The organism is Streptomyces griseicoloratus (assembly GCF_014534645.1).
Taxonomy (GTDB): Bacteria; Actinomycetota; Actinomycetes; order Streptomycetales; family Streptomycetaceae; genus Streptomyces; species Streptomyces griseicoloratus.
The window spans coordinates 38,168-63,535 of the sequence record NZ_JACVQF010000158.1 but is presented as its reverse complement, the minus strand read 5'-3'; the positions used below and the strand labels follow the sequence as shown (position 1 = coordinate 63,535).

At 74.1% G+C, this 25,368-nt stretch carries 22 protein-coding genes; 12 read left to right on the top strand and 10 right to left on the bottom strand.

The genetic code is table 11. The features are described from left to right. The first annotated feature begins 159 nt into the window (after positions 1-159). Positions 160-1,272: a type I phosphomannose isomerase catalytic subunit gene (locus H0H10_RS04850; protein WP_188179552.1), complete on the top strand. Its 1,113-nt coding sequence runs from the start codon at positions 160-162 to the stop codon at positions 1,270-1,272. Between the two features lie 64 nt (positions 1,273-1,336). Next, positions 1,337-1,954: a hypothetical protein gene (locus H0H10_RS04845; protein ID WP_188179551.1), complete on the top strand. Its 618-nt coding sequence runs from the start codon at positions 1,337-1,339 to the stop codon at positions 1,952-1,954. Between the two features lie 56 nt (positions 1,955-2,010). On the opposite strand, the gene H0H10_RS04840 is transcribed toward H0H10_RS04845, so the two are convergent. Then, entirely contained in the window at positions 2,011-2,400 is a 390-nt protein-coding gene (locus H0H10_RS04840; RefSeq protein WP_223179372.1) for a peptidase M23, read from the bottom strand. A gap of 41 nt (positions 2,401-2,441) precedes the next feature. Continuing rightward, positions 2,442-2,816: an SH3 domain-containing protein gene (locus tag H0H10_RS04835; RefSeq protein WP_188179550.1), complete on the bottom strand. Its 375-nt coding sequence runs from the start codon at positions 2,814-2,816 to the stop codon at positions 2,442-2,444. A gap of 281 nt (positions 2,817-3,097) precedes the next feature. Here H0H10_RS04835 and H0H10_RS04830 point away from each other — a divergent pair, with 281 nt between their 5' ends. Both H0H10_RS04830 and H0H10_RS04820 read left to right on the top strand, forming a co-directional pair. Beyond that, positions 3,098-4,336 carry a cytochrome P450 gene (locus H0H10_RS04830; protein ID WP_188179549.1) on the top strand — a complete coding sequence of 413 codons (1,239 nt, stop codon included), beginning with the start codon at positions 3,098-3,100 and terminating at the stop codon, positions 4,334-4,336. A gap of 1,155 nt (positions 4,337-5,491) precedes the next feature. Next, positions 5,492-6,784, top strand: coding sequence for a cation:proton antiporter (locus H0H10_RS04820; RefSeq protein WP_188179547.1), 1,293 nt, complete (start codon positions 5,492-5,494; stop codon positions 6,782-6,784). Between the two features lie 27 nt (positions 6,785-6,811). Here H0H10_RS04820 and H0H10_RS04815 read toward each other — a convergent pair whose 3' ends face one another. Next, the gene (locus tag H0H10_RS04815) at positions 6,812-7,243 is read right to left on the bottom strand and encodes a hypothetical protein (protein ID WP_188179546.1); all 432 of its coding nucleotides are present in this window, start codon (positions 7,241-7,243) and stop codon (positions 6,812-6,814) included. A gap of 217 nt (positions 7,244-7,460) precedes the next feature. On the opposite strand from H0H10_RS04815, the gene H0H10_RS04810 reads away from it, so the two are divergent. Then, complete coding sequence (locus H0H10_RS04810) at positions 7,461-7,892, top strand: hypothetical protein (RefSeq protein WP_188179601.1); 432 nt, start codon at positions 7,461-7,463, stop codon at positions 7,890-7,892. Between the two features lie 104 nt (positions 7,893-7,996). Here H0H10_RS04810 and H0H10_RS04805 read toward each other — a convergent pair whose 3' ends face one another. Together H0H10_RS04805 and H0H10_RS04800 are read right to left on the bottom strand one after the other, a co-directional pair. Then, a complete protein-coding gene (locus H0H10_RS04805; protein WP_188179545.1) occupies positions 7,997-9,145 on the bottom strand; it encodes a S1 family peptidase in 1,149 nt (382 codons plus the stop codon). Between the two features lie 228 nt (positions 9,146-9,373). Further along, complete coding sequence (locus H0H10_RS04800; RefSeq protein WP_223179371.1) at positions 9,374-9,826, bottom strand: hypothetical protein; 453 nt, start codon at positions 9,824-9,826, stop codon at positions 9,374-9,376. A 200-nt stretch (positions 9,827-10,026) separates the two neighbouring features. Here H0H10_RS04800 and H0H10_RS04795 point away from each other — a divergent pair, with 200 nt between their 5' ends. Genes H0H10_RS04795 through H0H10_RS04775 form a run of 5 tightly spaced genes read left to right on the top strand, consistent with a single transcriptional unit; the run spans position 10,027 to position 14,650 of the window. Next, a complete protein-coding gene (locus tag H0H10_RS04795; protein WP_188179544.1) occupies positions 10,027-10,527 on the top strand; it encodes an SRPBCC family protein in 501 nt (166 codons plus the stop codon). Next, positions 10,520-12,151: a phytoene desaturase family protein gene (locus H0H10_RS04790; RefSeq protein ID WP_188179543.1), complete on the top strand. Its 1,632-nt coding sequence runs from the start codon at positions 10,520-10,522 to the stop codon at positions 12,149-12,151. Before H0H10_RS04795 ends, H0H10_RS04790 begins: the two co-directional genes overlap by 8 nt. 43 nt (positions 12,152-12,194) lie before the next feature. Then, positions 12,195-13,076 (top strand): SDR family oxidoreductase, encoded by an 882-nt coding sequence (locus H0H10_RS04785; RefSeq protein ID WP_188179542.1) that lies wholly within the window; start codon positions 12,195-12,197, stop codon positions 13,074-13,076. Positions 13,077-13,133: 57 nt separating this feature from the next. Then, on the top strand, positions 13,134-13,619 hold the full coding sequence (locus tag H0H10_RS04780; protein WP_188179541.1) for an MSMEG_6728 family protein: 486 nt from the start codon (positions 13,134-13,136) through the stop codon (positions 13,617-13,619). A gap of 53 nt (positions 13,620-13,672) precedes the next feature. Beyond that, positions 13,673-14,650, top strand: coding sequence for a DMT family transporter (locus H0H10_RS04775; protein ID WP_188179540.1), 978 nt, complete (start codon positions 13,673-13,675; stop codon positions 14,648-14,650). On the opposite strand, the gene H0H10_RS04770 is transcribed toward H0H10_RS04775, so the two are convergent. Beyond that, positions 14,620-16,107, bottom strand: a complete 1,488-nt coding sequence (locus tag H0H10_RS04770) for an MFS transporter (protein ID WP_188179599.1) — start codon at positions 16,105-16,107, stop codon at positions 14,620-14,622. The two genes, H0H10_RS04775 and H0H10_RS04770, sit on opposite strands and share 31 nt — an antisense overlap. Positions 16,108-16,577: 470 nt before the next feature. Between H0H10_RS04770 and H0H10_RS04765 the strand changes: the two genes are divergently transcribed. Beyond that, positions 16,578-18,305, top strand: a complete 1,728-nt coding sequence (locus H0H10_RS04765) for a hypothetical protein (RefSeq protein WP_188179539.1) — start codon at positions 16,578-16,580, stop codon at positions 18,303-18,305. A gap of 54 nt (positions 18,306-18,359) precedes the next feature. Here the strand turns inward: H0H10_RS04765 and H0H10_RS04760 are convergent, their stop codons facing one another. Next, positions 18,360-19,685: a lipase family protein gene (locus H0H10_RS04760; RefSeq protein ID WP_188179538.1), complete on the bottom strand. Its 1,326-nt coding sequence runs from the start codon at positions 19,683-19,685 to the stop codon at positions 18,360-18,362. 231 nt (positions 19,686-19,916) lie between these two features. Between H0H10_RS04760 and H0H10_RS04755 the strand changes: the two genes are divergently transcribed. After that, complete coding sequence (locus H0H10_RS04755) at positions 19,917-21,377, top strand: subtype B tannase (protein WP_188179537.1); 1,461 nt, start codon at positions 19,917-19,919, stop codon at positions 21,375-21,377. 20 nt (positions 21,378-21,397) lie between these two features. On the opposite strand, the gene H0H10_RS04750 is transcribed toward H0H10_RS04755, so the two are convergent. Genes H0H10_RS04750 through H0H10_RS04740 form a run of 3 tightly spaced genes read right to left on the bottom strand, consistent with a single transcriptional unit; the run spans position 21,398 to position 25,315 of the window. Then, positions 21,398-23,467: an iron ABC transporter permease gene (locus H0H10_RS04750; protein WP_188179536.1), complete on the bottom strand. Its 2,070-nt coding sequence runs from the start codon at positions 23,465-23,467 to the stop codon at positions 21,398-21,400. A gap of 7 nt (positions 23,468-23,474) precedes the next feature. Next, positions 23,475-24,458: an ABC transporter substrate-binding protein gene (locus tag H0H10_RS04745; protein WP_188179535.1), complete on the bottom strand. Its 984-nt coding sequence runs from the start codon at positions 24,456-24,458 to the stop codon at positions 23,475-23,477. Beyond that, positions 24,455-25,315, bottom strand: coding sequence for an ABC transporter ATP-binding protein (locus tag H0H10_RS04740; RefSeq protein ID WP_188179534.1), 861 nt, complete (start codon positions 25,313-25,315; stop codon positions 24,455-24,457). The genes H0H10_RS04745 and H0H10_RS04740 overlap by 4 nt, the downstream gene beginning before the upstream one ends. Positions 25,316-25,368 lie beyond the last annotated feature (53 nt).

Sequence of the window (25,368 nt, the reverse complement as noted above, 5' to 3'; positions counted from 1 at the left end):
GCTGGGTGGCGGCGCGCCTCCCGTGCCCGCCGGGACACCCGTGCCCGTCGGGACACCCGTGCCCGTCGGGACACCCGTGCCCGTCGGGACACCCGTGCCACCCGTGCCGTCCGGGCCGCGGCCACCGGCGGCCGGCCCGTGCCCCGGCGGGAGGCAGCCGTGGACTGGCACCCCCTGCGGCTGACCACCCCCGTCAAGCAGCACGTCTTCGGCGGCCGGGCACTCGCCGACCACCTGGGGCGCACGGGCCTGCCCGAGGGCCCGGTCGCCGAGACCTGGGAGGTCAGCGACGTCGACGGCGAGGCGTCGACGGTGGTGGACGGCCCCCTGGCGGGACGCACCCTCCGGCAGGTCATGGCGGAACACCCCGAGGAACTGCTGGGAGCGCGCCCGCCGCCCGGCCCCCGCTTCCCGCTGCTCACCAAGTTCATCGACGGCAGCGGTCCGCTGCCGGTCCACCTCCACGCCGACGACGAGGCCGCCCGCCGCTACGAGGACGAGCCGAACGGCAAGACCGAGGCCTGGCACGTCCTGGACGCGGCCCCGGGGACCACCGCCCTGGTCGGGGTCCGCCCCGGCGTCGGCCGCGACCGGCTGCGCCGGGCCCTGCTCGACCAGGACTTCGACGCGGTCCTGCGCCGGCTGCCGGTGCGCCCCGGCCAGACGGTCTACGTCCCCGGCGGCACCCCGCACAGCTTCGGCCCCCACACGCTGGTGTACGAGATCGAGCAGACCTCCGACATCCAGCAGCACGCCATGCCGTGGCGCATGGAGGACGGCTCGCCGATCGGCACGCGGGAGCGCGCGGCGAACATCGAACGGCTGCTCGACGAGTGGCGCCCCGGGCCCCGCCCGGCGTTCCACCCCGGTCTCGGCACGACCGTGGCCGACGGGGTGGAGCGCACGGTGCTGTGCGCCGGCCCGTACTTCGCCCTCGAACGGTGGACCGCCGGCACCCTCGCCCCGCTGGTGCGCGGCTTCTCCACCGCGCTGGTCCTGAGCAACGCCGGAGCGCCGGTGACCGTCGCCGCCGGCGGCTGGACCGGGCGGCTGGGCCGGGCCAGGACCCTGCTGCTGCCGGCCGTGCTGGGCGAGGTGCGCGTCGAGGGGCCGGCCGACGTGCTGATCGGCTACGTGCCCGACCTGGAGCACGACGTCCGGGCCCCGCTGCTGGCCGCCGGCCACGGCCCGGCCGCCGTCGCCGCCCTGGGGGAAGGACTCGACCGGGACGAATCCGTGACACTGCCGCAGGGCAACGCATCACGGTCGTGACGTGTCATACAGGGCAACCTCGGATCGACACCGACCGAGACCCTGAATCCGAGATGGGGGAGACATGTCAGACCGTGCCCGAGGACTCCGACTCGCCGTCGCCGCGCTGGCGGCCGGCGCCGCACTCGCCGTGGCCGGCGTCCCGGCCGCCGCGACGACCGCCGGTCCCGCCGGCCCCGGCTTCCTGGAGCCGTCCGAACTGCCGCCGCACCCGTCCTCCGACTGGTACGCCGGACCGGTCACCGCGGGACGGCCCGACCCGCTGCCGATCTGCGTGGGCGGTGCCCTGCCGTCCACCGCCTCCCACCGCACCTACTGGACGGAGTACGACACCGGCGCCCTGCAGGTCACGGTCGTCGAGCGCACCACGCAGCGGGCCAGGGCGCTCGCGGCCCTGCTGCGCAAGGACCTCGACGGCTGCGCGCGGAAACTGATGCGGCAGTACCCCGACATCACCGCCACGCAGAAGTACTACGGCCGGCTGGACGTCGAGGAGGGCGCGCACGTCTACGGTGTCCACACGGTCGCCACCTGGGGAGCCTCCGACATCGGCCTGGTCTCCGTCGGGCGTGACGGCAGGACGGTGACCGTCGTCCAGTGGGGGCAGATGGGCACGTTCGAGCACGCGCAGGTGGCCGACTTCAGGGCGACGACCGTCACGGCCGTCGGCAGACTGAACTGACCGGGGGCGGGCCGGTCGCCCGGCCCGCCCCACGCCGTCCCTCCGGCTCCGTCCCGTCAGCAGTCCGGAACCCCGGCGATCTTCTCGCCGCCGCGCAGGTACAGGTTGTTGACCCAGGCGATGTCGCTCCCGGCGAACTCCTGCACCGCCGTCCACCAGCTGTTGCCGCCGACGGCGGGGTCGTGGACGTACTGCCCCTGCTTCTGGCACACGGCGTCCAGCCAGTACGTCGAACGGACCGCGAGCACGTTGGAATCGGTGGTCGGATGCTGGCGCAGCCGGACGTCGGTGGCCCAGATGTAGACGTCGGTGAGCGTCGGGTCGCCGCCGCTCGGTGCGGCCGGGGCGGCCTGGGCCGTGGTGGCGAGCGCACCCGCGGTGAGCGCGGCCGCGGCCAGCGCGGTGGCGGAGCGGCGCATCAGTCGCTTCATGTCGGTGTCCCCCATGTGGTCGGATCGCAGTGGGTCCGGCGGTCGCCGGTTCCGGGTCAGCAGGTCGCGGAGGCCGGCAGGCCGCCGTACTCGTCACCCTTGAGGTAGACGGCGCTCACATAGCCCTCGACGAGCTTCACCCAGACGTTGTTGGTGTAGCCGTTGTCGCTGACGGTCTCGCCGCGGATCCAGCAGTAGGCGCCGCGCGGCTGGCCGGCCGCGACGGAGCCGACCTTGGCGTACGAACGGGCCGGCCCCGAGCGGACGTTGACGGTCTCGTACGGCTCGACCGCGTACGGCGCGGCCAGCACCCGGGCGTCGCCCCGGTCGGCGTCGGTGGCCGCCAGCGCGGTCGTGGCGGTGAGCGGGCCGAGCAGCGCGAGCGCCCCGGCACCGGCCAGCGCGGCCCTGGTGAACGGGCGAGTGGTCATGTGGTGGTTCCCCCTGTCGCCGGAGTGCCGCCGTGCGGCAGCTGACTGACACTCAGCACTGTAGGGACCCGCCGGTCACGGGTGTCCCTGTCAAATGTCAGGGCGCGGCCGCCCCGCGCCCGCGCCGGGCGCCGGCGGACGGCCCATGGTCCCCGGGCCCCGCGGCGGTGCGCAGCCGGGCGCCGACGGCGGGCGTGCGGCGCCGTGACGGCCGGCATCCCGGACCGGCGCCGGCGGGTGTCCGCACGTGTCCGCACGCGGGCGCGGGGCACTCGCCGGCCATGAACGAACACCGACGCCCGCTCATGGACCGCACCCTGCCGCTGCTCACCGGTGGGTACGCGTGGCTGCCCGACCGGATGCGCGAGAGCTCGGACCGTGTGGTGCGCACCCGGCTGCTCGGACGCCCCGCACTGGCCGTGCGGGGACCCCAGGCCGTGCGGTTCTTCTACGACGAGGCCCATGTCCGCCGCCACGGCGCCATCCCCGGTCCGGTGCTGGACACCCTGTTCGGACAGGGAGCGGTCCACACCCTCGACGCGCGGGCCCACCGCACCCGCAAGGAACTCTTCCTGCCGCTGCTGGCCCCCGCCCGGGTCGCCGGCCTCACCGAGCAGGTCACCGCGGCCTGGGACGACGCCGTGCGCACCTGGGGCGAGCGTGAGCGCGTCGTGCTGTTCGACGAGGCGGGCGTCGTGCTGACCCGAGGGGTCTGCCGCTGGGCCGGGCTCCCGGCCGGCACCGGCACGCAGCCGCTCGCCCGGGATCTCGTCGCGATGGTCGACGGCTTCGCCACGCCGGGCCCGCGCCACTTTCGGGCCCGGCGCGCCCGCCACCGGCAGGAGGCCCGGTTGGCCCGCCTGGTCCAGGACGTCCGCTCCGGGACGGTCACCGCCCCCGCGGACTCGGTCCTCGACCGGGTCTCCCGGCACCGCGACACCCGGGACGAGCCGCTGGATCCGCGGACGGCGGCGGTGGAACTGCTGAACGTCCTGCGTCCCACGGCCGCCGTGAGCTGGTTCGTCGCCTTCGCCGCCCACGCGCTGCACCGGTGGCCGGCCCACCGCGAGCGGCTGCGGGCCGGCGACGGCGCGTTCGCCACGGCGTTCGCGCACGAGGTCCGCCGCTTCTACCCCTTCGCCCCGTTCCTCGGCGGCCGGACCGTCAGGGACCTGACCTGGCACGGTGAGTCCGTTCCCGCCGGAGGGCTCCTGCTGCTCGACGTCTACGGCCAGAACCACGACGAGGAACTGTGGGGCGATCCCTACGCCTTCAGACCGCAGCGCTTCCTGGACCGGCCGCCCGGGCCCGACGAACTGATCCCGCAGGGCGGCGGCGACCCCCGGACCGGCCACCGGTGCCCCGGCGAACCCATCACCATCGGCCTGCTGGAGTCCCTCGCGACCCGACTGGCCCGCCTGGACTACCAGGTCCCGGACCAGGACCTGACCATCCCGCTGCGCCGCGTCCCCACCCGGCCCCGCAGCGGCTTCGCCATCACCGGCGTACGGGCCCCGTGACACCGCCGGGAGCAGCCACGGCCGTCCCGCTGCGTCGAAACCCCGTCACCGGCCCACCCGAGTGCGGCCGATCGGCTGACGTTTTCTATCCGTCCGGGTGGGCCGGACGGATAGGTGAGCGAATCGTCCGTCACCCGAATGGCCCTCGTTCACTTCTGATGACGGTCGATTCCGGTGTCTCCTGGAGGTGTCAGCGGCGTCCAGGCTGGGAGGCCGATCATGTACGAGATGTGCGTGGGCCCGGAGAAGGCGGGCGGAGCGTTGGTGTGGCACGTCGTGGCCAAACAGGCCGCGGCCACGCTGTGCGGACAAGAGCTCCGCGAACGTATCGAGGCATCCGACGGTGAACGGGCGCGTCACTGCCCGGACTGCATGGCTTCGTTCGAGAAGTTGATGGCGTCCACGCCGTGCTGACCGACCGTCCGCGACGACGTCCGCCCCGCCGTACCCAGCGGCGGGGCGGACGCCGTATGACACCCCCGGCCACACTCCGCCTCGGTCTCCTCCCACGGGCCGGCGAGGTCGTGCGCCGAGTCCTGCAAAGGTGTCGTATCCGGGGCGGTGCAGCAGGGTTCACCCGCTTGGTGGAGTGTCAGGCCGTCGAGAACGGGCAGCCGAAAGTTGCCCTGGGCGCGTAATCCTCTCCCGTGTCCGGGACGGCGGGGTGTGCTGCGGCGGGGGTCCCCGAGACCGGCCGCGGCACACCCTCGCCGGGAGCGACTTCGCCCTGGCATCGCGGCGGCGATGGGTGTCGGCCCCCGGCGGATGTGGGTGTCGTCCCCGATGGCGGCGCCGTGACAGGGCGTGCGACCGTGGAGTGACGCCGCCACCCGGGGCCTGGGAGCGACCGGGGTGTCACCGGCGACCCGCATCCCGCCCCGTCCGCCGGCCGTGCCGCGTGGCCGGATCCGCGAGCGCCGTCCGCGCCCCGGGCGCCGAGGCGGCCGGCGGTCACAGCGCCGGCACCGGTTGTGGGGGCGCCCGGGGCACCCGTCCGCGCACGTCATCGCCTGTGGTTGCCGTCCCCCCGGGAGCGGCGTGCCCGTCACACCGCCGGCCGACGGCGGCCGACCGCACCGCAGACGAAGGAGACCCGCATCCATCCCCGTCAAGTGAAGCCCACCCGACCCTCCGCGCGTCCGAAGGCGGTGACCCATGGGACACGCTGACACCCTGCTGGCCATGGGCGGCGCCTTTCTGGCCGCGGCCTTCCTCGCCCGCCTCGGAGGCAGGATCGGACTTCCGACGATTCCCCTGTTCATGCTCGCCGGCATCCTGCTCGGCCCCCACACGCCCGGTTTCGTCCTGGTCGAGGACGCGCACGACTTCGAGATGCTCTCCGCACTCGGGCTGGTGCTGCTGCTGTTCTACCTGGGCCTGGAGTTCCACCTCGACGACCTGAAGAGCGGCGGCCGGCGGCTGCTGACCGCGGGCGGCATCTATCTGCTGCTGAACGTCGGCGCGGGCCTCGGATTCGGCTTCGCCCTCGGCTGGGGAGTCCGGGAGGCGCTGGTGCTCGCCGGTGTGCTCGGCATCTCCTCCTCCGCGATCGTCACCAAGATCCTCATCGACCTGGGCCGCATCGGCCGCCCCGAGACCCGCCTGATCCTCGGTGTCATCGTGGTGGAGGACATCTTCCTCGCGCTCTACCTGGCCGCCCTCCAGCCGATCATCGCCGGTGCCCACGGCGTCGCGGACATGGCCCTGCAGGCCGGCAAGGCGTTCGGCTTCCTGCTGGTGCTGGCGGCCGCCGCCCGCTACGGCACCCGGCTGGTCGGGCGCCTGATCGCGACCCGGGACGACGAACTGCTCGTCATCAGCTTCCTCGGCGCCGCGGTGCTCGTCGCCGGCGTCTCCGAGGTCCTCGGCGTCGCGGACGCCATCGGCGCCTTCATGGTCGGCCTGATCCTCGCCGGCACGCCTTCGGGTCCGCGGATCCGCGAGCTGGTGCATCCGCTGCGCGACGCCTTCGCGGCCATCTTCTTCTTCGCCTTCGGTCTCGCCATCGACCCCGGCGACATCGCGTCCGTCGCCGTGCCGGTCGCCGCGGCGGCGGCACTGACCGTCGTCATGAACGTCGTCGCCGGGCTGTGCGTCGCCCGGGTGTACCGCTACGGCTCCGAGCCCGCCGCCGAGATCGCCACCACCCTCGTCGCCCGCGGGGAGTTCGCGCTCATCCTGGCGGCCATGGCCGCAGGAGCCGGACTCGACGGACGGCTCGCACCCTTCATCGCCGGTTACGTGCTCGTCCTGGCCGTCCTCGGCCCCATCGTCGCGGGACGCGCGTACGTCCTCGCCCGCGCCCTGCGCGCGGTCCGGCGCCTGGTTCCCGGCGCCCGGACGCCGGACGACGCGCCGGCCGCACCGCAAGCCGTCGACGGTTCCGACGGTGACGGTGCCGAGCCGGTGTCCGCCTCGGCTCCGGCCCGCGCGGAGTCCGAACGGTAGTCCGGGCCGCCGCCGGGACCGCACGCCTCAGACGGTGGCCAGGGCCGACGCGCCCAGGGCGACCAGGGCCGCCGTCTTGAGCAACTCCAGCGCGATGTAGGCGAGGTGGGCACGGGAGCGCGGGGCGTCCTCGCCGGCGAGGACGCGGTCGCTGCGGCGGTTGAGAACCGGGCGGACCGCCCCCAACTGGACGGCCAGCAGCACCACGACCACTCCGGTGAGCACGCCCACCGGGGTCGTCGGGGAACCGGTCGCCACCGCCACCACGACCACGAGCGCGAGGACGGCCTCGGCGATGTTGAGCGCGCGGAAGACGAGCCGGCCGATGCCGAGGCCGAGGGGAACGGTGACGCCGGGCGCCCGGAACTTCAGGGGCGCCTCCAGGAAGGAGATCGCCAGCACCATGCCGAACCAGGTGAAGGCGGCCGCGCCCGCCACGGCTGCCGGCGTCGTGTCCATACGGGGCCTTCCTGTGCCGGTTCGCACCTCACGGTCGTCGCGGTCATCCAGTCTGCACCAGCCGGCCGGTTGTCCCCGCGGCGGTCTCCGCGGGGACGGCCGGGCGCGGAGGCGCCCTGAGCGCGGGACGCCGTACACGGCGGTGGGACAATCTGATCACAGGGCCGGTGTCCGACGCCGTGGTCGGGGCCGTCAGGGACCGGAAGGAGCCGTGAGCATGATCGAGTGGGTGCCCCTGGGCAGCGGCGCGAGGCCCGTCCCCCGGCCCGTCGCCGCTCCGCTGGTGTGGGCGGCGGCCTTCGGCGGCGCGCTGGCCCTGGTGGCGCTCCTCAACGGCATCGTGGGTCTCGGCCGTCCGGGATTCGCCCTGGCCGCGCTCTCCCTGCTGGCAGCCCTGCTCGGGCTCTGTGCGCGGTTCTCGGCGGCTCCCGGAACGGCCGTTCTGTGCTGGCTGTCCCTCAACGGCTTCGCCATCCCGCCCGCCGGCACCCTCACCTGGGCCGGGCACCGGGACACGCTCTGGCTGTCGTGCCTGCTCTCCGCGGCGCTGGTCGGCACGGCACTTGCCCGCCTGGTCCACGCACGGGCCGCCTACCGCCGGCTCACCACGGGAACGGGCCCCGAGGCGCCGGAGCCGGACGGCTTCTGAACGGCACCGGGCCCTCGGCACTGGGCCCTTGGCACCGGGCCGGCGCCGAGAGCCCGTCGGGTTCCGCCGGTGACCCGGCGGAACCCTGCCCGCCGCGGTCCCGCTCAGGCCGTGTGCAGGGTCAGCCCGTAGCGGCTCAGGATCTCGTTGACCGGCTGGAACCACGTCTGGCCGCCGCCGGAGCAGTTGCCCCAGCCGCCCGAGGTGACCCCCTGCGCCTGGTCACCGCTGATGAACGACCCGCCGGAGTCGCCGCCTTCGGCGCAGACGCTGGTCTTCGTCATCTGGTGCACCGCGCCCTGGCTGTAGTTGACCGTCTCGTTCTTGGCCAGCACGGTGCCGCAGTGCCAGTGGGTGGTGGAGCCGGAACGGCAGACCGAGGCGCCGACGGGGGCCTCGGCCGAACCGCGCACCAGCCGGTCGGGGACCGTGCCCCAGCCGAGGACCACCGGCACCGTCCACCAGCCGCTGCCGACGCTGACCCAGGCGTAGTCGTTGTCCGGGAACGACGAGCCCTGGAAGGTCCCTATGTACGAGCGGTCCCAGCCGCTGACCCCGGCACCCGCACGGCCGCAGTGCCCGGCGGTGACGAACCCGCCGTGCACGGAGAAGCCGATGGAGCAGCGGACGTTGCCCGTGTAGTACGGATCGCCGCCGACCGTGCCGGCCGCGAAGGTCCGCGGCGCGGCCGGCACCGTCCGCACCGTGACGGGACCGGCCTCGCGGGCCCGGGTGACGAAGCGCCGGACATCGTTGTCGGCGCGCTCGCCCGCGACGACGTCGACCACCACCGTGTTGGCGGCCGGGTCGACGTGCCAGCTGCTGACGCCGGCGGGCGCGTCGAGCCGGTCGATGCGCGCCTTGGCGGCGTCGAGCCGGCGCGCGCTGTGCTCGACGGTGCGGACGTCGGCGCCGGCGGCCCGGACGGCCCGGACGGTGGCGGGGCCGGCGTCCGAGGTGACGGCCACGGTCAGCCGCCCCCGGCCGGCGTCGAACCAGGAACCGCCGAAGGCGTCCCCGGCGGCCCGGCGTGCCGCGGGCTCGAGACCGGTGGCGCGGCGCTCGGCCGCCAGCCGGTCCTCCGCCTGGGAGCGGGTGAGGCCGAAGTCCCGCTGCATGGCCTGGAGGAGACCGGCGGAGGCGGCGGGCGCGCGGGTGTCGTCGGCCGAGGCCGGCACGTTTCCGGCCGCCGTCCAGCTGCCGAGCATCACCAGGGTGGCCAGGCAGGCGTGCTTGAGTCTGCTGCGTCTCACGGGAGTTGCCCTTCGTCGTTCCAGCGAGGTGGGGGTGGAACAACCGCGTTTGAGAGCGCTCTCACCGGGGTTTGCCATGAGCTTAGCCACACGAATTCATCAGGTCCATGCCAATGCAGCGGCTTTCCGGTGCGGTCCCCGCGACGACGCAGCGGTGCGCGGCACCGGCGACCGGGCGGGCACGCCCACGTCCTGACGGACCGTCAGCACCCGGTCGCCGGACGGACCTCAGTACCAGCCGGTCTGCGCCCAGACGTGGCCGTCGCAGGTGAGCAGGGCGCGCGAGACACGGCCGTGCAGGTTGTTGCCGATCTGCGTGTACGCGTAGGTGATGCCGGAGTCGACGGTCTCCGAGACCCACCCGTCGGCGCGGCCCGCGCCGCTGTCGGAGCGTTCCAGGACGGCGGCGCAGTTGGCCCGTGAGTTCTCGATGCGGGCGAACGAGCCACACGTGCCGGAGTAGAAGTACTTCAGCGCCATGCCCCCGGCGTACCGAGTGGCACCGACCTGGCGGAACGTCCCCGAGCAGCCGGAGACGGTGGGGTACTGGCCCTCCATTGCATACGCTCCATAGTTCCCGCCCGAGTGCGGCGCGGCCTGGGCCGGGACGGAGGCCAGCGCCATCACCGCGGCGGCGCCTCCCGCGGCCAGCAGAGTCGTGAGCGATCGACGACGGCTCATGGGACCTCTTCTCCTGTGTCGGCGGTGAGCACGGGTGGCGGCGGCGAGCGGCCGCCGCTCCTTCCGGGACGTTATGGGCGGCTGTGGGCGACCGGTACCTGGGAGATGTCAGGGCCGGACCGCCGCCCCGGTTGGCCCGTCCCGGAAGGGGCACTCAGTGCTGAGTCCCTGCAGTTGCTCCTGGGGTGGAGGAGGCCGGCGTGGCGATTCGGCATCGGTTGATCCAGGCGAGCCCGCAGGCGGTGTGGGAAGTCCTCGCCGACGGCGACAGATACGTGGAATGGGTGGTGGGACCGTCGGCCGTCAGTCCGGCGCGCGGACAGTGGCCGCGGGTCGGCTCCGCGATCGCCTACGAGGTGTGCCTCGGTCCCGTCCGGCTGAGCAACGAGACGGTCGTCAGACACTGCGTCGACGGGTCCGAGCTGGAACTGGAGGCGCACGCGGGAAGGCTGGGCACGGCGCGGATCGCCGTGGAACTGCGGCCCTGGGGCGAGTACTGCCTGGTGATCGTGGACGAGCACCCCCTGCGCGGGGCGGGCGGCCTGCTGCACAACGCGGGCGTGGAGCTGCTGATCCAGCTGCGGCACCGCGCCATGCTCGCCAGACTGGCGAAACTGTGCGAGTCCGAGGCCGGTGACCGGTGCGGCCGGGACCCGGCGGGCAGGGCGGCGGAGCCCGCACCGGGGGCCGGCCGTGCCTGACGCCGTCGTGATCGGGGCCGGTCCCAACGGACTGGTCGCCGCCAATCTGCTGGCGGACGCCGGCTGGAGCGTGACGGTGCTGGAGGAGCAGCCCGAACCGGGCGGGGCGGTCCGTCACGACAGCGGGGTCGCGCCCGGCTACGTGAGCGACCTCTTCAGCTCCTTCTACCCGCTCGCCGCCGCCTCGCCGGCCCTGGCCGGCCTGCGACTGGAGGACCACGGGCTGCGCTGGAGCCACGCGCCCCACGTCCTGGCCCACCCCCTGACCGACGGACGGTGCGCGGTCCTCGACCGCGACCTCGGCACCACCGCCGCCTCCCTCGACACGTTCGCGCCCGGGGACGGTGACGCCTGGCGACGCCTGCACGACGTGTGGGAACGCCACCGGGCCCGCATCCTGGACGCCCTGTTCACCCCCTTCCCGCCGCTGCGGGCCACCGTCCGGCTCGCCGCCCGCCTGCACGGCGGGGGAGGTCTGCGCCTCGCGCGCACCCTCGTGCTCCCGGTGCGGCGCCTCGGGGAGGAGGAGTTCCGCGGAGAGGGCGGCCGGCTGCTCCTGGCCGGCAACGCGCTGCACGCCGACCTCGCGCCCGAGGCCGCCGGCAGCGGCGGCTTCGGCTGGCTGATGTCGATGCTCGGGCAGACCTACGGCTTCCCCGTGCCCGTCGGCGGCTCCGGAGCGCTCACCGCGGCACTGGCCCACCGGCTGCGGGCCCGCGGCGGCACGCTGCGCTGCGGACACCGCGTCAGCCACGTCGTCGTGCGCGACCGGCGCGCCGTCGCGGTGCGCACGGCCGACGGCGGCACGGTCGCCGCACGGCGCGCCGTGCTTGCGGACGTGTCCGTCCCCGCCCTGTACGGCGAACTCGTCGACCCCGGCGACCTGCCCCCGCAGGTCCTCCACGACCTGCGGCGCTTCCAGTGGGACTTCGCCACCTTCAAGGTCGACTGGGCGCTCGACGGCCCGGTGCCCTGGCGCTGCGAGGCGGCGGCACGGGCCGGGACCGTCCATCTGTCCAACGGCGTCGACGAGCTCACGCGGTTCGCGGCCCAGATCGCCATGCGGCGGGTGCCCGACCGCCCCTTCGCGATCCTCGGCCAGATGACGACCTCGGACCCGACCCGCTCACCGCGCGGCACGGAGTCCGCCTGGGCCTACACCCACGTGCCCCACGACATCGGCGGTGACGCGGGCGGCGAAGGGATCAGCGGAGCCTGGGACGCCCGGGAACAGGAGGTCATGGCCGACCGGGTCGAGCGCCAGGTCGAACGCTTCGCCCCCGGCTTCCGCTCACTGATCCGGGCCCGGCGCGTCCTCGCCCCGCCCACCCTCCAGGCGCTGGACGCCAACCTGCACGGCGGCGCCGTCAACGGCGGCACCACCGCGATGCACCAGCAGCTCGTGTTCCGGCCCGTGCCGGGCACCGGGCGGCCGGAGACACCGGTGGCCGGCCTCTTCCTCGCCTCCGCGGGCGCACACCCGGGAGGCGGCGTGCACGGCGCACCCGGCGCCAACGCCGCCCGGGCCGCGCTGCGCCAGCACCGGCTCGCGGGCCTCGCCCGGCTGCAGCGCGCGCTCACCCGCCGGGACCGCACCGGCGCCAGGCGGAAGCCACTCGGATGACGGGGCCGGCGCGGGCCGGTGACCGAACGGAAAGGAGCGACCGGTGGCCGACAGCCCCCTCAGGGACCGTACCGTCGTGGTGACGGGGGCCGCCCGCGGCCTCGGCGCGGCACTGGCACGCGAGTGCGCCCGGCGCGGCGCGCGGCTCGCGCTGCTCGGCCACGAGAAGGCCGGACTGGACACGGTGGCGGCCTCCCTGCCGGGCCCGGCGCTGACGCTGAAGGCCGACGTCACCGACGCCGCCGCGCTCGACGAGGCGGCCGCGCAGGTGCGCGGACGACTGGGCCGGGCGTCGGTCGTGGTGGCGAACGCCGGAATCGCGGAAGGCGGGCCGTTCGCCGCCTCGGACCCGGCCGTGTGGCGCCGCGTGATCGACGTCAACCTGACGGGCAGCGCCCACACGGCCCGGGCCTTCCTGCCGGACCTGCTGCACACGGCGGGCTTCCACCTCCAGATCGCCTCCTCCGCCTCGCTCGGCGCCGCGCCCCTGATGAGCGCCTACTGCGCCTCCAAGGCGGGCGTCGAGGCCTTCGCCCACGCGCTGCGCGCCGAGGTGGCGCACCACGGGGTCGCCGTGGGCATCGCCTACCTCAACTGGACCGACACCGACCTGATCCGCGACGCGGACCGGCACGACGTCCTGCGCGAACTGCGCGCGCACATGCCGGCGCCCGCCCGCCGCGTCCTGCCGGTGGACCTGGTCGCCGCCCGGCTGGTCCGGGCGGTGGAGCGCCGCCGCACCGCCGTCTACGTGCCGGCGTGGCTGCGCCTGGCCCAGGTGACGCGCACGGCCCTGCCGCCCGTCGTGCTGCGCCTGTCGCGCCGCCGTCTGCCCCGGCTGGAGGCCGAGGGGAGCCTCGATCCGACCGGGCCGCTCGGCGCCGGCGGACGCGCCGACGAGGCGGCGGCCGGTCGCCGGGACTGAATCCGCCACGGAGGCGCGAGGAGGACCCACGGGACCGCGACCCGACAAGGACACGGCATGCAGACGTTCCTGCCCCACCCCGGCTTCAGGGAGTCGGCGCTCACGCTGGACCGCCGCCGGCTGGGAAAGCAGCGGGTCGAGGCGCTCCAGGTGCTGCGCGGACTGACCGTGCCCGGCTACGGCTGGCGCCGGCACCCCGCCGTGCGGATGTGGACGGGCTACGAGGAGGCGCTGGTCCGCTACGGGCTGGAGGTCTGCCGGGTCTGGCGGGAGCGGGGGCACCAGGACGGCTGCGCGGCGTCCCTCGTCGCCGGACTCGCCGCCACCCGCCCGGGTGTGCCGGTGCGCGACCAGCCGGACCTGGCCGCGGCCGGGGAACTCCCGCCCTGGCTGGGCGACGACGCCTTCCACCTCAGCCACCGCTCGGCCCTGGTGCGCAAGGACCCGGCCGCGTACGCCGGACTGTTTCCCGGGGTCCCGGACGACCTGCCCTACGTCTGGCCGGCCTCGGACCGGGAGTCGGGCCCGATTGGTCCTCGATGACGGCGTGCGAATGGACCTCATAGGAGACCGCCGCGCTTCCTAGCGTCGTTGCCATGAACGCCACCACCGCGCGCGGAGCACTGCTCGCCGCGCTCGCCTGTGTCCTCGTCGGAGGGTCCTTCACCGCCAACAGCGTCCTCGGGGACTACCCGTACGCCGGCGGCCAGTTCCTGCGCTACGCCCTGGCCTTCGTCCTGCTCGTGCCGCTGGCCGGCCCCGGCGCGACGGCCCGGCTGCGCGGCCTGGGAGCCGGTGGCCGGCTCCGGCTCGTGCTGCTCGCGGCGGTCGGCATGGTCGGGTTCAACCTGGCCGTCCTCGCCGCGGAGCGCACGGCGGAACCGGCGGTCCCCGGCGTCTTCGTGGGGTGCGCGCCCGTGGTGGTCGCGGTCGTCATGCCCCTCCTGGAGGGGCGCAGGCCGCAGCGCGTCGTGCTGTACGGGGCGCTCTTCGTGGCCGTCGGCGCGTTCACCGTCCAGGGCTGGGGCCGCACCGACGCCGCCGGCATCGCCTACTCCCTGTGCGCCCTGGCCGGCGAGGTCGGGTTCGCCGTCCTCGCCGTGCCCGTGCTGCGGCCGCTGGGCCCCCGGCTGCTGTCCGCCACGGTGTGCGGGATCGCCGCGGCCGAGTCGGCGGCGGTCGGCGTCCTGGTCGACGGGACCGCGTGGCTGCCGCGTCCGGACGCGGTCGAGGCCGGTGCGCTGCTGTGGCAGGCGGCCGTCGTCACCGTCGTGGGGTTCGTCTGCTGGTACATGGGCATGCAGCGGATCGGCGCCGAGCGCGCCACGCTGTTCTCCGGTCTGATCCCCGTCGCCGCGGCCTGCACGGCGCCGCTCGTCGGAACGGGCGCGTACGGCGCCGCCCAGGCGGTGGGGAGCGCCCTGGTCTGCGCCGGGGTCGCCGTGGGATCCGGCGCGGTGCCCCGCCCCCGGCGGCGGAAGGCGGAAGCCGCATCTCCCCGTCACGACACCGGCGCGGGCGCGCGAGAGGTCCCCGCGGGGCGTCAGCGTCTGCCGGAGCGCTCCTTGGAGTAGCGGTAGAGGTCCTTCGACGTGATGATCAGCTCCCGCCGCTCCCGGCGGGAGCCGACCATCGGCTGCGAGCCGTTGAGCGGCACCTGGGCGCTCTCCGGGAGGAACCTCACGGTCACCAGGCCGACGACGCCGGCCGCCATCAGGTAGTAGGCGGGCATCAGGTCGTTCCCGGTGATCTCCACCAGCGCCTCGGTGAACAGCGGCGTGGTGCCGCCGAAGGCGGCCACGGCGAAGTTGAAGCCGATGCCCATCGCGGCGTACCGCACGGCCGTCGGGAACAGCGCGGGCAGGGTGGCGGCGCTCGGTGCGGCGAAGCCGGCCAGCAGGGTGGCGAGGATCAGGACCCCGGCGACCGGTGCCCAGGTGCCGTCCGCCTTGAGGAGCAGGAAGGCCGGTACGGCGAGGACGATCATCGCTGCCGCGGCGCAGCCGTAGACGGGGCGCCGGCCGACGTGGTCGCTGAGCCGGCCGAGGAAGGTGATCAGGAGCACGATCCACAGCATGCCGATCAGCACCAGCACGTCGGCGAAGCCGCTGGAGCGGCCCAGGGTCTCCGTCTGGTAGGTGGGCAGGAAGCCGGTGACCATGTAGTTGGTGACGTTGTAGAGCAGCACCAGGCCCATGCAGATGAGCAGCGGGCGCCAGTGCTTCCTGACGATCGTCTTGAACTCGCTGCCCACCGACGCCTGGGCGAGGCTCTTCTCGTGCTCGTCGAGCTGCTGCTGGAAGGCCGGCGACTCCTCCAGCCGCAGCCGCATGTACAGGCCGATGACGCCGAGCGGACCCGCGATCAGGAACGGGATGCGCCAGCCCCAGGAGAGCATCTGGCCGTCGGTCAGCATCAGGTTCAGCGCGGTGACCAGCGCGGAGCCGAGCGCGTAGCCGACGAAGGTGCCGAAGTCGAGCCAGCTGGACAGGAAGCCGCGGCGGCGGTCCGGCGAGTACTCGGCGACGAAGGTGGTGGCGCCGCCGTACTCGCCGCCGGTGGAGAAGCCCTGGACCATGCGGGCGAGCAGCAGCAGGGCCGGGGCGGCGATGCCGATGCTCGCGTAGCTGGGGATCAGGCCGATGGAGAAGGTGCCGATCGCCATCAAGATCATGGTGGTGGCGAGCACCTTCTGCCTGCCGATGCGGTCCCCGAGGGGGCCGAAGACGAGGCCGCCCAGCGGGCGCACGACGAACGCCGCGGCGAAGGTGGCGAAGGAGGAGATGAGCTGGGCGGCCGGGGAGGCGCCGGGGAAGAAGACCTTGCCGATGGTGGCGGCGAGATAGCTGTAGACGCCGAAGTCGAACCACTCCATGCAGTTGCCCAGTGCCGAGGCTCCGACCGCGCGCTTGAGCAGCGGTCCCTCGACGACCTGGACGTCCTCCTCGCGGAAGGCCCGCTTGCTGCGGCGGAGCCGACGGGTCAGCTCGTCGCGGACCTGCCGCGGCATGTTCGCGACCGATCTCGGCATCGTCACCCGCCCCAGGTGCCCGGACCGCCCGTCGGGATTCGCGTCCACGCCGCCGCCTTTCTGCCGTTCCAGCATGTTTCGTCCATGCGCATTCTGCGGCGCAATGATCGTCCGGGCATGCCGGACCCGCCGCTGTCCGGGTTCCCGCGCGGCACACCCGCGGCGGGGCGGTCCTGGGCCCCCGAAACCCCGCGGGACCTGCCCGCGCGCCGCCCGGCCGCACCGCGGAGACACCAGGTCCGCCGCGTCGGGGAACCCGGGCCGGCCGTCCGCGTGCCCGGAAGGACCTCGCCGCGCGGGTCCCGCTGCCCGTACGGGCAGCGTGGGGCGGGTGCGCGGAGACCGGCGAGCGGCGGGAATTGGGCCCGTGCCGGTGCGGAATGGGTGCGTGGGCCCTGCCCCTGGGCCCGCGGCGCTCCGTACCGTCACAGCCCGGGACAGCGAGGCGACGAGCCGGGGAGGGCGGCGGGGTGCGCGTGTTCGGGAGGGCGGAGCACACGGACGTGCGCGGTGGCCGGGGGCGGGACGCCGGCCAGGGTGCCGTCGAGTATCTGGGAGTGGTGGCGGTGGCCGGTGCCGTGGTCCTGGCCCTCGCGGGAACCGCCCTGGGCACGCGGATCGACGACGAGATCATGTGCCAGGTGCAGCGGGTGACCGGAACCGGCGGGTGCGGGCCGGGGGACACGGAGGCCGCGCCCGGCCCCGACGACGGCCTCCCGCCCGGCGGCGACCCCTTCCAGCCCGCCAAGTGCCTGCTGTCGTCGGAGGAGACCAAGGACACCGTGGTGGTGCAGGTCCTGTTCCTCAAGATCTCCAGCACCGAGCAGGTCAAGGTGCAGCAGTGGTCCGACGGCTCCGTCACCCTGGAGCGGGTCGCCACCAGCGGCGCGGGCGTGACCGCCAGCGTCGAGGCGGGCATACCGGGCCTGGAGAAGTGGGGCGGCGGCGCCTCCCTGGGCGGAAGCTACGTCAAGAGCAGCGGCAGCGGCGGCCGGTGGCTGTTCCACGGGCACAAGTCCGGCGACCGGCAGAAGGACCTGGCGGAGAACCTCGCCGACGCCAAGCAGTTCGCCGAGTACCTGAAGGCCGCGAACAAGTGCAGAAGCCGTCCGCCGGGTGCCCGGTCCGCCGAACTCGGCATGATCTGCGGCAAGGTGGCGGAGGACAAGAAGCCGGACGTCGACCCGGAGAAGGCCCCGGACATCGACATCACCAAGACCACGACGGAGGTCGCCGGTGAGGTGAGCTTCGGCGGCAAGTACGCCAAGGACGACAAGGCGGTGAAGTCGCTGAAGGACGACATCGCCGCCGAGATCCGCAAGAACAACCCCAAGGCGTCGCCGAAGGAGGTGGAGGAGAAGATCAAGAAGGCCCAGGACACGGTGATCGGCTCGACGCCGGACACCAAGGACATGGGCAACGGTTCCATCCAGGGACTGTCCGGCACCATGAGCAAGGACGTCGTGGTGATGCGGGCCAAGACCGGCCCCGACGCCGGCAAGATCACCTTCGTCTACACCTTCGAGATGGGCGGGAAGTTCGGCGCGGGCGCCCAGGCGGGCGGTACGCACATGCAGCAGATCGCCGTCACCTACGACGCCGCCGCCTACGACCGGGAGACCGAGGAGGGGCTGGAGCACCGCCCCGAGAAGCTGAAGATCACCACGAGCCAGGAGAGCAGCGGCGGACCCGGCGTCAACGTCGGCGCGGGGGTCAACACGGGCCCGGTCACCATCGAGGTCGGCGGCGGGGGCGGAAAGACCGAGACGCGGCTGCACACCGAGATCGCGGAGATCACGCTCGGCAGCGACGAGGACCGCGAGACCGTCGAGGACTGGATACGCGGACGCGGCGACAACCCCGCGGAGCAGGGCATCCCCTCACCGCACGCCCTCGCGGGCCCGCTGCCCGCCGACGCGGGCCCGATCGACCGGCTGCTGCACGACAAGGCACAGATCACCAGTCTCGACTACGACGTCGACACCGACTGGTGGAACGCGTCCCTCGGCATCGGCTTCGGCCTGTCGGCCGGCTCGCTGACCGTCGGCTTCAAACTGTTCGGCATCGACGTCACCCACGAGGAGCGCACCCAGACCATCACCGGCAACCCGGCCTACGCCGGTGCGCCCTCCGGCGACGGCAGCCGTCCGTGGAAGCCGTTCACCAACTGCAGCGACACCGAACCGATCATCGGCTGAACGGTGCGGTGGCTCCGGCGGAGCAGCGCCCGCCGGGGCCACCGCACCACTCGCTCAGGGCTGGACCGGCATGGTCCAGCAGTCGGACCCGGCCGGCTCGCCGGAGAGACGGTCGGTCAGCCAGGAGATGGCGTCGCCCTGGTCGGTGAGGAGCGGCCCGAAGTGGTTGAGCAGGCTGCTGCCCACGTCCGGCAGCATCACGGCGTCGTAGGTGACCTTCGCGCCCTTCCGGCACCAGTCGACGGCCAGTTGGCGGGACTGCGCGTGCGGCACCAGGTCGTCGTTGACGCCGGTCGCCACACGGACCGGGCTGCCCGGCTCGAGGGTGCCGATGCGCTGTTCGGCCAGGAAGCTCTGCAGCGCGGGCTCGGCCTCGATGATGTCGCCGACCGACTGGCCGGTGGTCGTCCAGGCCGTGCTCCGGGCGGAGCCGTAGGCGAACAGGGCGTCGCCGACGCACATGGTCGACAGGTCCTTCAGCGCTTCCTCTCCCGCCGCGTTGAGGTACCGGTCGGCGACGGGCCGCAGGGCCGGCTCGGTCTGCAGGAAGCCGTTCAGCGACCAGCCCAGCGCGCCCGCCAGCTCGCTGCCGTCGATCGCCTCGGTGACCTCGGTCAGATCGGCGGGCGGCGCGCCGGAGTAGGTGCCCGCCAGGGGGACGTCCGGGGCGTAGGACGGCTGGAGTTCGGCCGCCGCTGCCGTCGCGCCGCCGCCCTGGCTGTAGCCGAACAGCCCCACCGGGGAGGCGGAGGTGACGGACGCCGAGTCGAGGGAGCGCGCCGCGCGTACGGCGTCCAGCACGGCGTGGGCCTCGTCGACGCGGTTGACGTAGGTGTGCAGCCGGTCCGTGGCGCCCAGGCCGGCGTAGTCGGTGACCACGACGGCGACGCCCCGGGCCAGCAGCCGGTAGACCGACAGGTTCTCGTAACCCACCGAGACCGTCCGCCCGTTGATCAGCAGCGGGTGCTCCAGGGCCATCGAGGCGGCGCACTGGTCGCCCTGGCCCATGGTGCCCGGGGCGACGGCGACCAGAGGGCGTGGTCCGCCGCCCCGCCAGGCCGCCGTCGGCTCGATGTAGGCGCCGGTCACCGCGACCGGCCCGCCGCCCGCGTCCGTGGACTTGTACATCAGGCGGGTCGCCCGCCCCGGCAGGGGCCCGTCGAGGCCGGGCAGGCTCAGTGCGAGGCGGAGCGGTTCGCTGCGGATCAGCGCGCCGTCGGCCTCGGGGAGCGTGGAGGGCGGGGTGTAGAAGGCGGGGATCACGATGCCGCGGGACGTCTGCGTGGCCGGTTCGGCGGCCGCGGCGGCCGGAAGGGCCTGGGCGCCGAGGGCGAGCACGGCGGCGATCGCCGCCGCGAGCAGGCGTGGGCGTGGGGGCATGGCGAACCTCCTGGGGACGAAGGGCCGAACCGGGTCGTGGGGGTGACGGGACCGTATCCGTACGGGTGTTACCCGGGGTAGCACCCGGCTTATTACGGTTCAGTAACTTGACGCTCCGTCCAACAAGGCTGGGAAAAGGGGTGGGCAAAAGTTGACAAAATTGCTGACGATCCGTCCGGCCGGGCCGTACGTTCGCCTGCGCCGGGAACGGTTCGGCAGACAGGAGACGCGATGAAGCGCAGGGAGTTGGCGAAGGTGATGGCCGCGACCACCGCCGTACCTTCGGGGGCCGCCGCGGCCGGACCCGCCTCGGCCACCGCGCGGCCCGAGCGCCGCGACCCGCTGGCCTTCGACCCCGACGACCACACCACGCTCACCGCGACCGTCGTCACCGGCGACGGGGAGAAGACGGTGACCTACCGTTTCCACCGGGCGGTCCCGTACGTCGCCGAGCCGGTCGACCTCACCCACCAGACCCTCAACGTGAGCGTCCCGGTCGCCGTCGACGGCAAGCCCGTCGGCGCCGGCCGCGCCCCGATCCTGCTGAGCAACGCCGTGGGCGGCTACCTGCCCTCCTCCACGGCCGGCGCCACCGGCATCTCCACGAACCGCCCCAACCCGCCGCTGGCCCTCGCCGCGGGCTGTGTGGTCGTGGAACCGGGCGCCCGCGGCCGGACGCTGGTGGACGCGGACGGCACGCACCACGGCGTCGCACCGGCGGCCGTCGTGGACCTGAAGGCCGCCGTCCGCTACCTGCGGCACAACGAGGGCCGCATACCGGGGAACACCGACCGCATCGTCGCCACCGGCGTCGGCGCGGGCGGCGCCCTCACCGCCCTGCTCGGCGCCACGGGCGACAGCCCGCGCTACGAGCCCCACCTGCGCGCCCTGGGCGCGGCCGACGCGAGCGACGCGGTCTTCGCCGCCGCGCCCTACTGCCCGATCACCGACCTCGAACACGCCGACATGGCCTACGAATGGAACTGGGGCGGCAACCCGCTGCCCGGCGGAGCCCAGGCGGACCAGGCCCTGTCCCGGGAGCTGAGAGCCCGGTTCGCCGAGTACCAGGCGTCACTCCGGCTCAGCGGCGGCAACGGCTTCGGGCGCCTGACCGCCCGCAACTACGACACCTACCTGGTGAGGACCCATCTGGAGCCGTCGGCCACCCGGTACCTCACCGCACTGGCGGACGACGAGCGCGAGCGCTACCTGGCCGCCAACCCGTGGATCCACTGGACCGGTGGCCGCGCCTCCTTCACCTGGGCCGACTTCCTCGCCCACGTGGGCGCGCGGAAGAAGAACGTGCCGTCCTTCGACGCCCTCGACCTGTCCACGCCCGAGAACAACCTCTTCGGCCACGGCACCACCGGGGCCCGTCACTTCACCCTCTGGAGCCTGCGCAGGGCCACCGGCGACAACCGCGCCCGGCTCGACGCCGACCTGCACGACACGCTCGACCTGATGAACCCGATGCCCTCCCTGGCCCGTGGCAACCCGCACCGGGCGCGGCACTGGTTCATCCGCGTCGGCACCAAGGACACCGACACCTCGCTCACCGTGGTGGGCAACCTCGCCGCCGCCCTGGAGCACCTCGGCGACGACGTCGACGCCTCCATGTACTGGGACGGCGGACACGGCGTGAACCTGGACGCGCCCGACTTCATCGACTGGATCGACAGGGTCTGCCGGTAGCCGGCCGGCGGCAGGGACGACTACCGGCGGCTCCGTACCAGGAGGTGCAGGAAGTAGGGCGTGCCGATCACCGCGGTCATGAGTCCGGCGCCGAGCTGGGCCGGGGCGATCACCGTACGGCCGATCAGGTCGGCCGTGCAGACCAGCGCCGCACCGAGGAGCACCGCGACGGGGACGACCCGCACGTGCCGCCGGCCCACGAGGGCGCGCGCCGCGTGCGGTGCCACCAGCCCGACGAACCCGATCGTGCCGGCGCAGGCCACGGCCGTCGCACTCAGGACGACGCTCACGACCAGGAACCCGAGGCGGGACGGAGCCGGCCGCAGGCCGAGCAGGCGGGGCGTGTCCTCGTCCAGCGAGATCAGGTCCAGCTCGGTGCGCCGGGCGACCGCCACGGCGATGCCGACGGCCAGCGCCAGCGCGACCGGCAGGACGTCGGGCGTGGTCCGCCCGTAGGTCGAGCCCGACAGCCAGGTCAGGGCCTTGGTCGCGTTGAACGGGTCGGTGAGCACGATCAGCAGGCTGATCAGCGCCGTCGTACCGGCGGCGACACCGACGCCGACGAGGACCAGCCGGTTCTGCCGGAAGCCGCCCCGCGCGGCGAGTCCGAAGACGACCACGGCGGTGACCGCGGCCCCCGCGAACGCCGCACCGGCGACGCTCCACGATCCGGCGACGGGCGCGGTGGTCACCAGGATCACCGCGCCCAGCGCGGCCCCGCCGGAGACCCCGAGGACGCCCGGCTCGGCGAGCGGATTGCGGGTCACGGCCTGCACCAGCGTGCCGGCCAGGGCGAGCGCCGCACCCGCGAGGAGCGCGGAGAGCACCCGGGGCACGCGCGTGTCCAGGACGAACGAGACGGTACGGCCGGCCCGCCCCTGCGCCCAGTTCACCACGTCGCCGAGCAGCAGCTTGCTGTCGCCGAGGAGCACGGCGGCGACGGTGACGCCGGCGAGCACCGCCGCGAGCACGGCCAGCGTCGTCAGGAACACCGCCCGGCTCGGGATGCGCAGCCGGTCCGGAGCACCGGCCCCGGCCGTGTCCCGCAGCCGCAGCGCCGTCACGACGAGGAACACCGCGCCGACCAGGCTGGTGACGACGCCCGTGGGCACGGCCACCGCCAGGTCCGCCGGGACCAGGGCCCGCAGCAGTACGTCGGAGCCGAGCACCAGCCCCGCGCCGGCCAGACCGGCCACGGGCACGGTCGTGCGCGACCGCGCGAACCCGCGGAACCGGCGGGCGAGCGGACGGACCAGGGCGGGCGCGCACAGGCCGACGAACCCGATGGGCCCGGCGAGCGTGACCGCCGCGGCGGACAGCAGTGCCGCCAGCACGACCACCGTGACGCGGGTGGCCCGCACCGGCACGCCCAGGCCGCGCGCGGCGTCGTCGCCGAGCGCGAGAGCGTCGACGCGGCGGGCGACGAGCAGCAGCCCGACCAGCCCGGCCAGGGCGACGGGCAGCATCTGCAGCACGCCGTCGAAGCCGTTCTGGCTGATGCTGCCCTGGTTCCACTGGTAGAGGCCCTCCGTCTGCTCCGGGAACAGCAGGAGCAGACCCTCCGTCACCGAGTTCAGGCCCAGGGCGAGCGCGGTGCCGGCGAGGACGAGACGGACGGTGCCCGTGCCGAGGCCGGACAGGCCCAGCACGACGGCCGCGGCCGCCAGGCCGCCCGCGAAGGCGACACCGGAGGAGGCGAACAGCGGGAGCGAGACACCGGTGGCGCCGGCCAGCCCGAGGGCCAGGTAGGAACCCGCGTTCACCGCGAGGGTGTCGGGTGAGGCGAGCACGTTCCGGCTGACCGACTGCAGCACGGCACCGGCCATGCCGAGCACGGCGCCGACCAGGATGCCCGCGGTCATCCGCGGCAGCCGGGAGGCGATGACGACGGACGCGTCGTCGGGATCGGCCCGCCCGGTCAGGGCCTTGACCACCTCGGCCGGTCCGACGGCGGCGGTGCCCTGCGTGATGTCGGCGACCGCGAGGACGGCGACGACCAGGACGAGCGCGGCCGTCACCGCGGCCGCGCCCGTCCGGGACGCCGTGGCCGTCGACGGACGGGAAGCGGGTTTCGTTGCGGTGACGGCCATGGCCCCGCTACTTCGTCAGCGCGCCGACGACGCCGTCGACGTACGCCTGCATCGACGCCGGACCGCCGAACATCCAGATGCCGTCGTCCAGCCGGTGCACATGGCCGGCCTTCACGAACGGCAGGGACTTCCACACGGAGTTCTTGGCCAGCGCGCCGGTGAAGGGCGTGCTGTTCTCGTCGCCGTCGCTGCCGATGTAGGCGAACCGGACACCGTCGGGGAGGCCGGTGAGGCCCTCGACGTCGGTGGAGGCGAGGCCGTAGCTCTCGTCGCCCTTCAACTTCCAGGCGTTCTTCAGGCCGATCGCCTCGTTGACCTCACCGATGAGCGAAGTCGCGGTGTAGGGGCGGACGGAGACCTGGTTGGAGGTGACGTAGCCGTCGGCGAAGGCGATCTCCTTGCCGGCCATCTTGGCGTCGGCCAGGGCCTTCCTGCCCTCGGCGACCTTGGCCTCGAAGTCCGAGCGGATCGTCTTCGCACGGTCCGTGGTCCCGGTGGCCTTGGCGATCAGGTCGACGTTCTCCAGCATCCGGTCGATCTGGCCGGTGCCGTCGGCGGACTTCACCTCCAGCACCGGGGCCACGTCGCGCAGCTGCTTCACGGCGGCGGGCGGCAGGTCGGTGGTGGCGACGATGAGGTCGGGGGCGAGCGAGGCGATGGTGTCCATGCTCGGCTCGCCGCGCGTGCCGATGTCCTTGGGCTCGTTCTTCAGCGGGGCGGAGGTGTCCCAGGTCCTGTAGCCCTTGACGTCGGCGACGCCGACCGGGTCGACACCGAGCGTGACCAGGCTCTCGACGACGTTCCACTCGGTGGCGACGACCTTGGTGGCCGGGCCGTCGAGCTTCACCTCGGTGCCCTTGCCGTCCGTGAGGGTGATGGCCTCGGAGGGCTTCTTCTCCGGCTTGTGGGCGGCGGGCTCGGTGGTGCCGCAGGCGGCGAGGGTGAGCGCCGCGGCCGTGACGGTGGCCGCGGTGAGGATGGTGCGTCTCATGAGGTGGTGCCGAGCCTTTCGCGTCGGGTGTGGTGGCGGCCGACCGGGCGGGTGCGCAGCCGGCCGGTGAGGGGGTCGGTGTCGACGTCGATCCGGATGCCGTACACGGCGGTCAGGCGTTCCGGCGTCAGCACGTCCTCGGGCGGGCCGTCGGCGACGATGCGGCCCGCTTCGAGGAGCGTGATCCGGTCGGCGACGGCCGCGGCCTGGTCGAGGTCGTGCAGGACGACGCCGACGGCGATCCCGTGGTCGTCCGCCAGGTCGCGGATGAGGTCGAGGAGTTCGATCTGGTAGCGGAGGTCGAGGTAGGTCGTCGGCTCGTCGAGGAGCAGGACGCCGGTCTCCTGGGCGAGGCAGCTCGCGAGCCACACCCGCTGCAGCTGCCCGCCGGACAGGTGGTCGGCGCCGCGGTCGGCGAGCCGGTCGACACCCGTCAGGGCGAGCGCCCGGTCGACCGCGGCCGGACCGTCCGGGTCGGGCCTGCCCCAGCGGCCCCGGTACGGGTAGCGGCCGAACTCGACGACGTCGCGCACGGTCAGCCCGCCGGGCGTGGGGCGGCCCTGGGTCAGCAGGGCGACGTACCGCGAGAACTCACGGGCCGTCAGTGCCAGGGCGTCGGTGCCGGTGTCGAGCGTGAGCGTGGCGCTGCGCGCACGCTGCAGCCGCGCGATCGTCCGCAGCAGGGTCGACTTGCCGCTGCCGTTCGGACCCACCAGGACGGTCACTTCACCGGGCCGCAGCGTGACCGCCGCGTCGTGCACGACGTCGACGCCGTCGTAGGACACGGTCACCCCCGTGGCCGACAGCTCATGACCGCGCAGCCGGGCAGCGCCGGCCGCCTCTTCACCAGATCTCACGTGGCGAAGGTTAGCCTAACCTAAGAAGCACTGGTAGGGGCGGGTTCCAGGGC

Excerpts from the sequence above, each read along its gene's own strand:
- H0H10_RS04760 (WP_188179538.1), bottom strand. The coding sequence starts at position 19,685 with ATGCCCCCACGCCCACGCCTGCTCGCGGCGGCGATCGCCGCCGTGCTC.
- H0H10_RS04820 (WP_188179547.1), top strand. The coding sequence starts at position 5,492 with ATGGGACACGCTGACACCCTGCTGGCCATGGGCGGCGCCTTTCTGGCC.
- H0H10_RS04845 (WP_188179551.1), top strand. The coding sequence starts at position 1,337 with ATGTCAGACCGTGCCCGAGGACTCCGACTCGCCGTCGCCGCGCTGGCG.
- H0H10_RS04815 (WP_188179546.1), bottom strand. The coding sequence starts at position 7,243 with ATGGACACGACGCCGGCAGCCGTGGCGGGCGCGGCCGCCTTCACCTGG.
- H0H10_RS04775 (WP_188179540.1), top strand. The coding sequence starts at position 13,673 with ATGAACGCCACCACCGCGCGCGGAGCACTGCTCGCCGCGCTCGCCTGT.
- H0H10_RS04800 (WP_223179371.1), bottom strand. The coding sequence starts at position 9,826 with ATGAGCCGTCGTCGATCGCTCACGACTCTGCTGGCCGCGGGAGGCGCC.
- H0H10_RS04745 (WP_188179535.1), bottom strand. The coding sequence starts at position 24,458 with ATGAGACGCACCATCCTCACCGCGGCCACCGTCACGGCCGCGGCGCTC.
- H0H10_RS04755 (WP_188179537.1), top strand. The coding sequence starts at position 19,917 with ATGAAGCGCAGGGAGTTGGCGAAGGTGATGGCCGCGACCACCGCCGTA.
- H0H10_RS04835 (WP_188179550.1), bottom strand. The coding sequence starts at position 2,816 with ATGACCACTCGCCCGTTCACCAGGGCCGCGCTGGCCGGTGCCGGGGCG.
- H0H10_RS04830 (WP_188179549.1), top strand. The coding sequence starts at position 3,098 with ATGAACGAACACCGACGCCCGCTCATGGACCGCACCCTGCCGCTGCTC.
- H0H10_RS04750 (WP_188179536.1), bottom strand. The coding sequence starts at position 23,467 with ATGGCCGTCACCGCAACGAAACCCGCTTCCCGTCCGTCGACGGCCACG.
- H0H10_RS04780 (WP_188179541.1), top strand. The coding sequence starts at position 13,134 with ATGCAGACGTTCCTGCCCCACCCCGGCTTCAGGGAGTCGGCGCTCACG.
- H0H10_RS04840 (WP_223179372.1), bottom strand. The coding sequence starts at position 2,400 with ATGGGGGACACCGACATGAAGCGACTGATGCGCCGCTCCGCCACCGCG.
- H0H10_RS04810 (WP_188179601.1), top strand. The coding sequence starts at position 7,461 with ATGATCGAGTGGGTGCCCCTGGGCAGCGGCGCGAGGCCCGTCCCCCGG.
- H0H10_RS04770 (WP_188179599.1), bottom strand. The coding sequence starts at position 16,107 with ATGCCGAGATCGGTCGCGAACATGCCGCGGCAGGTCCGCGACGAGCTG.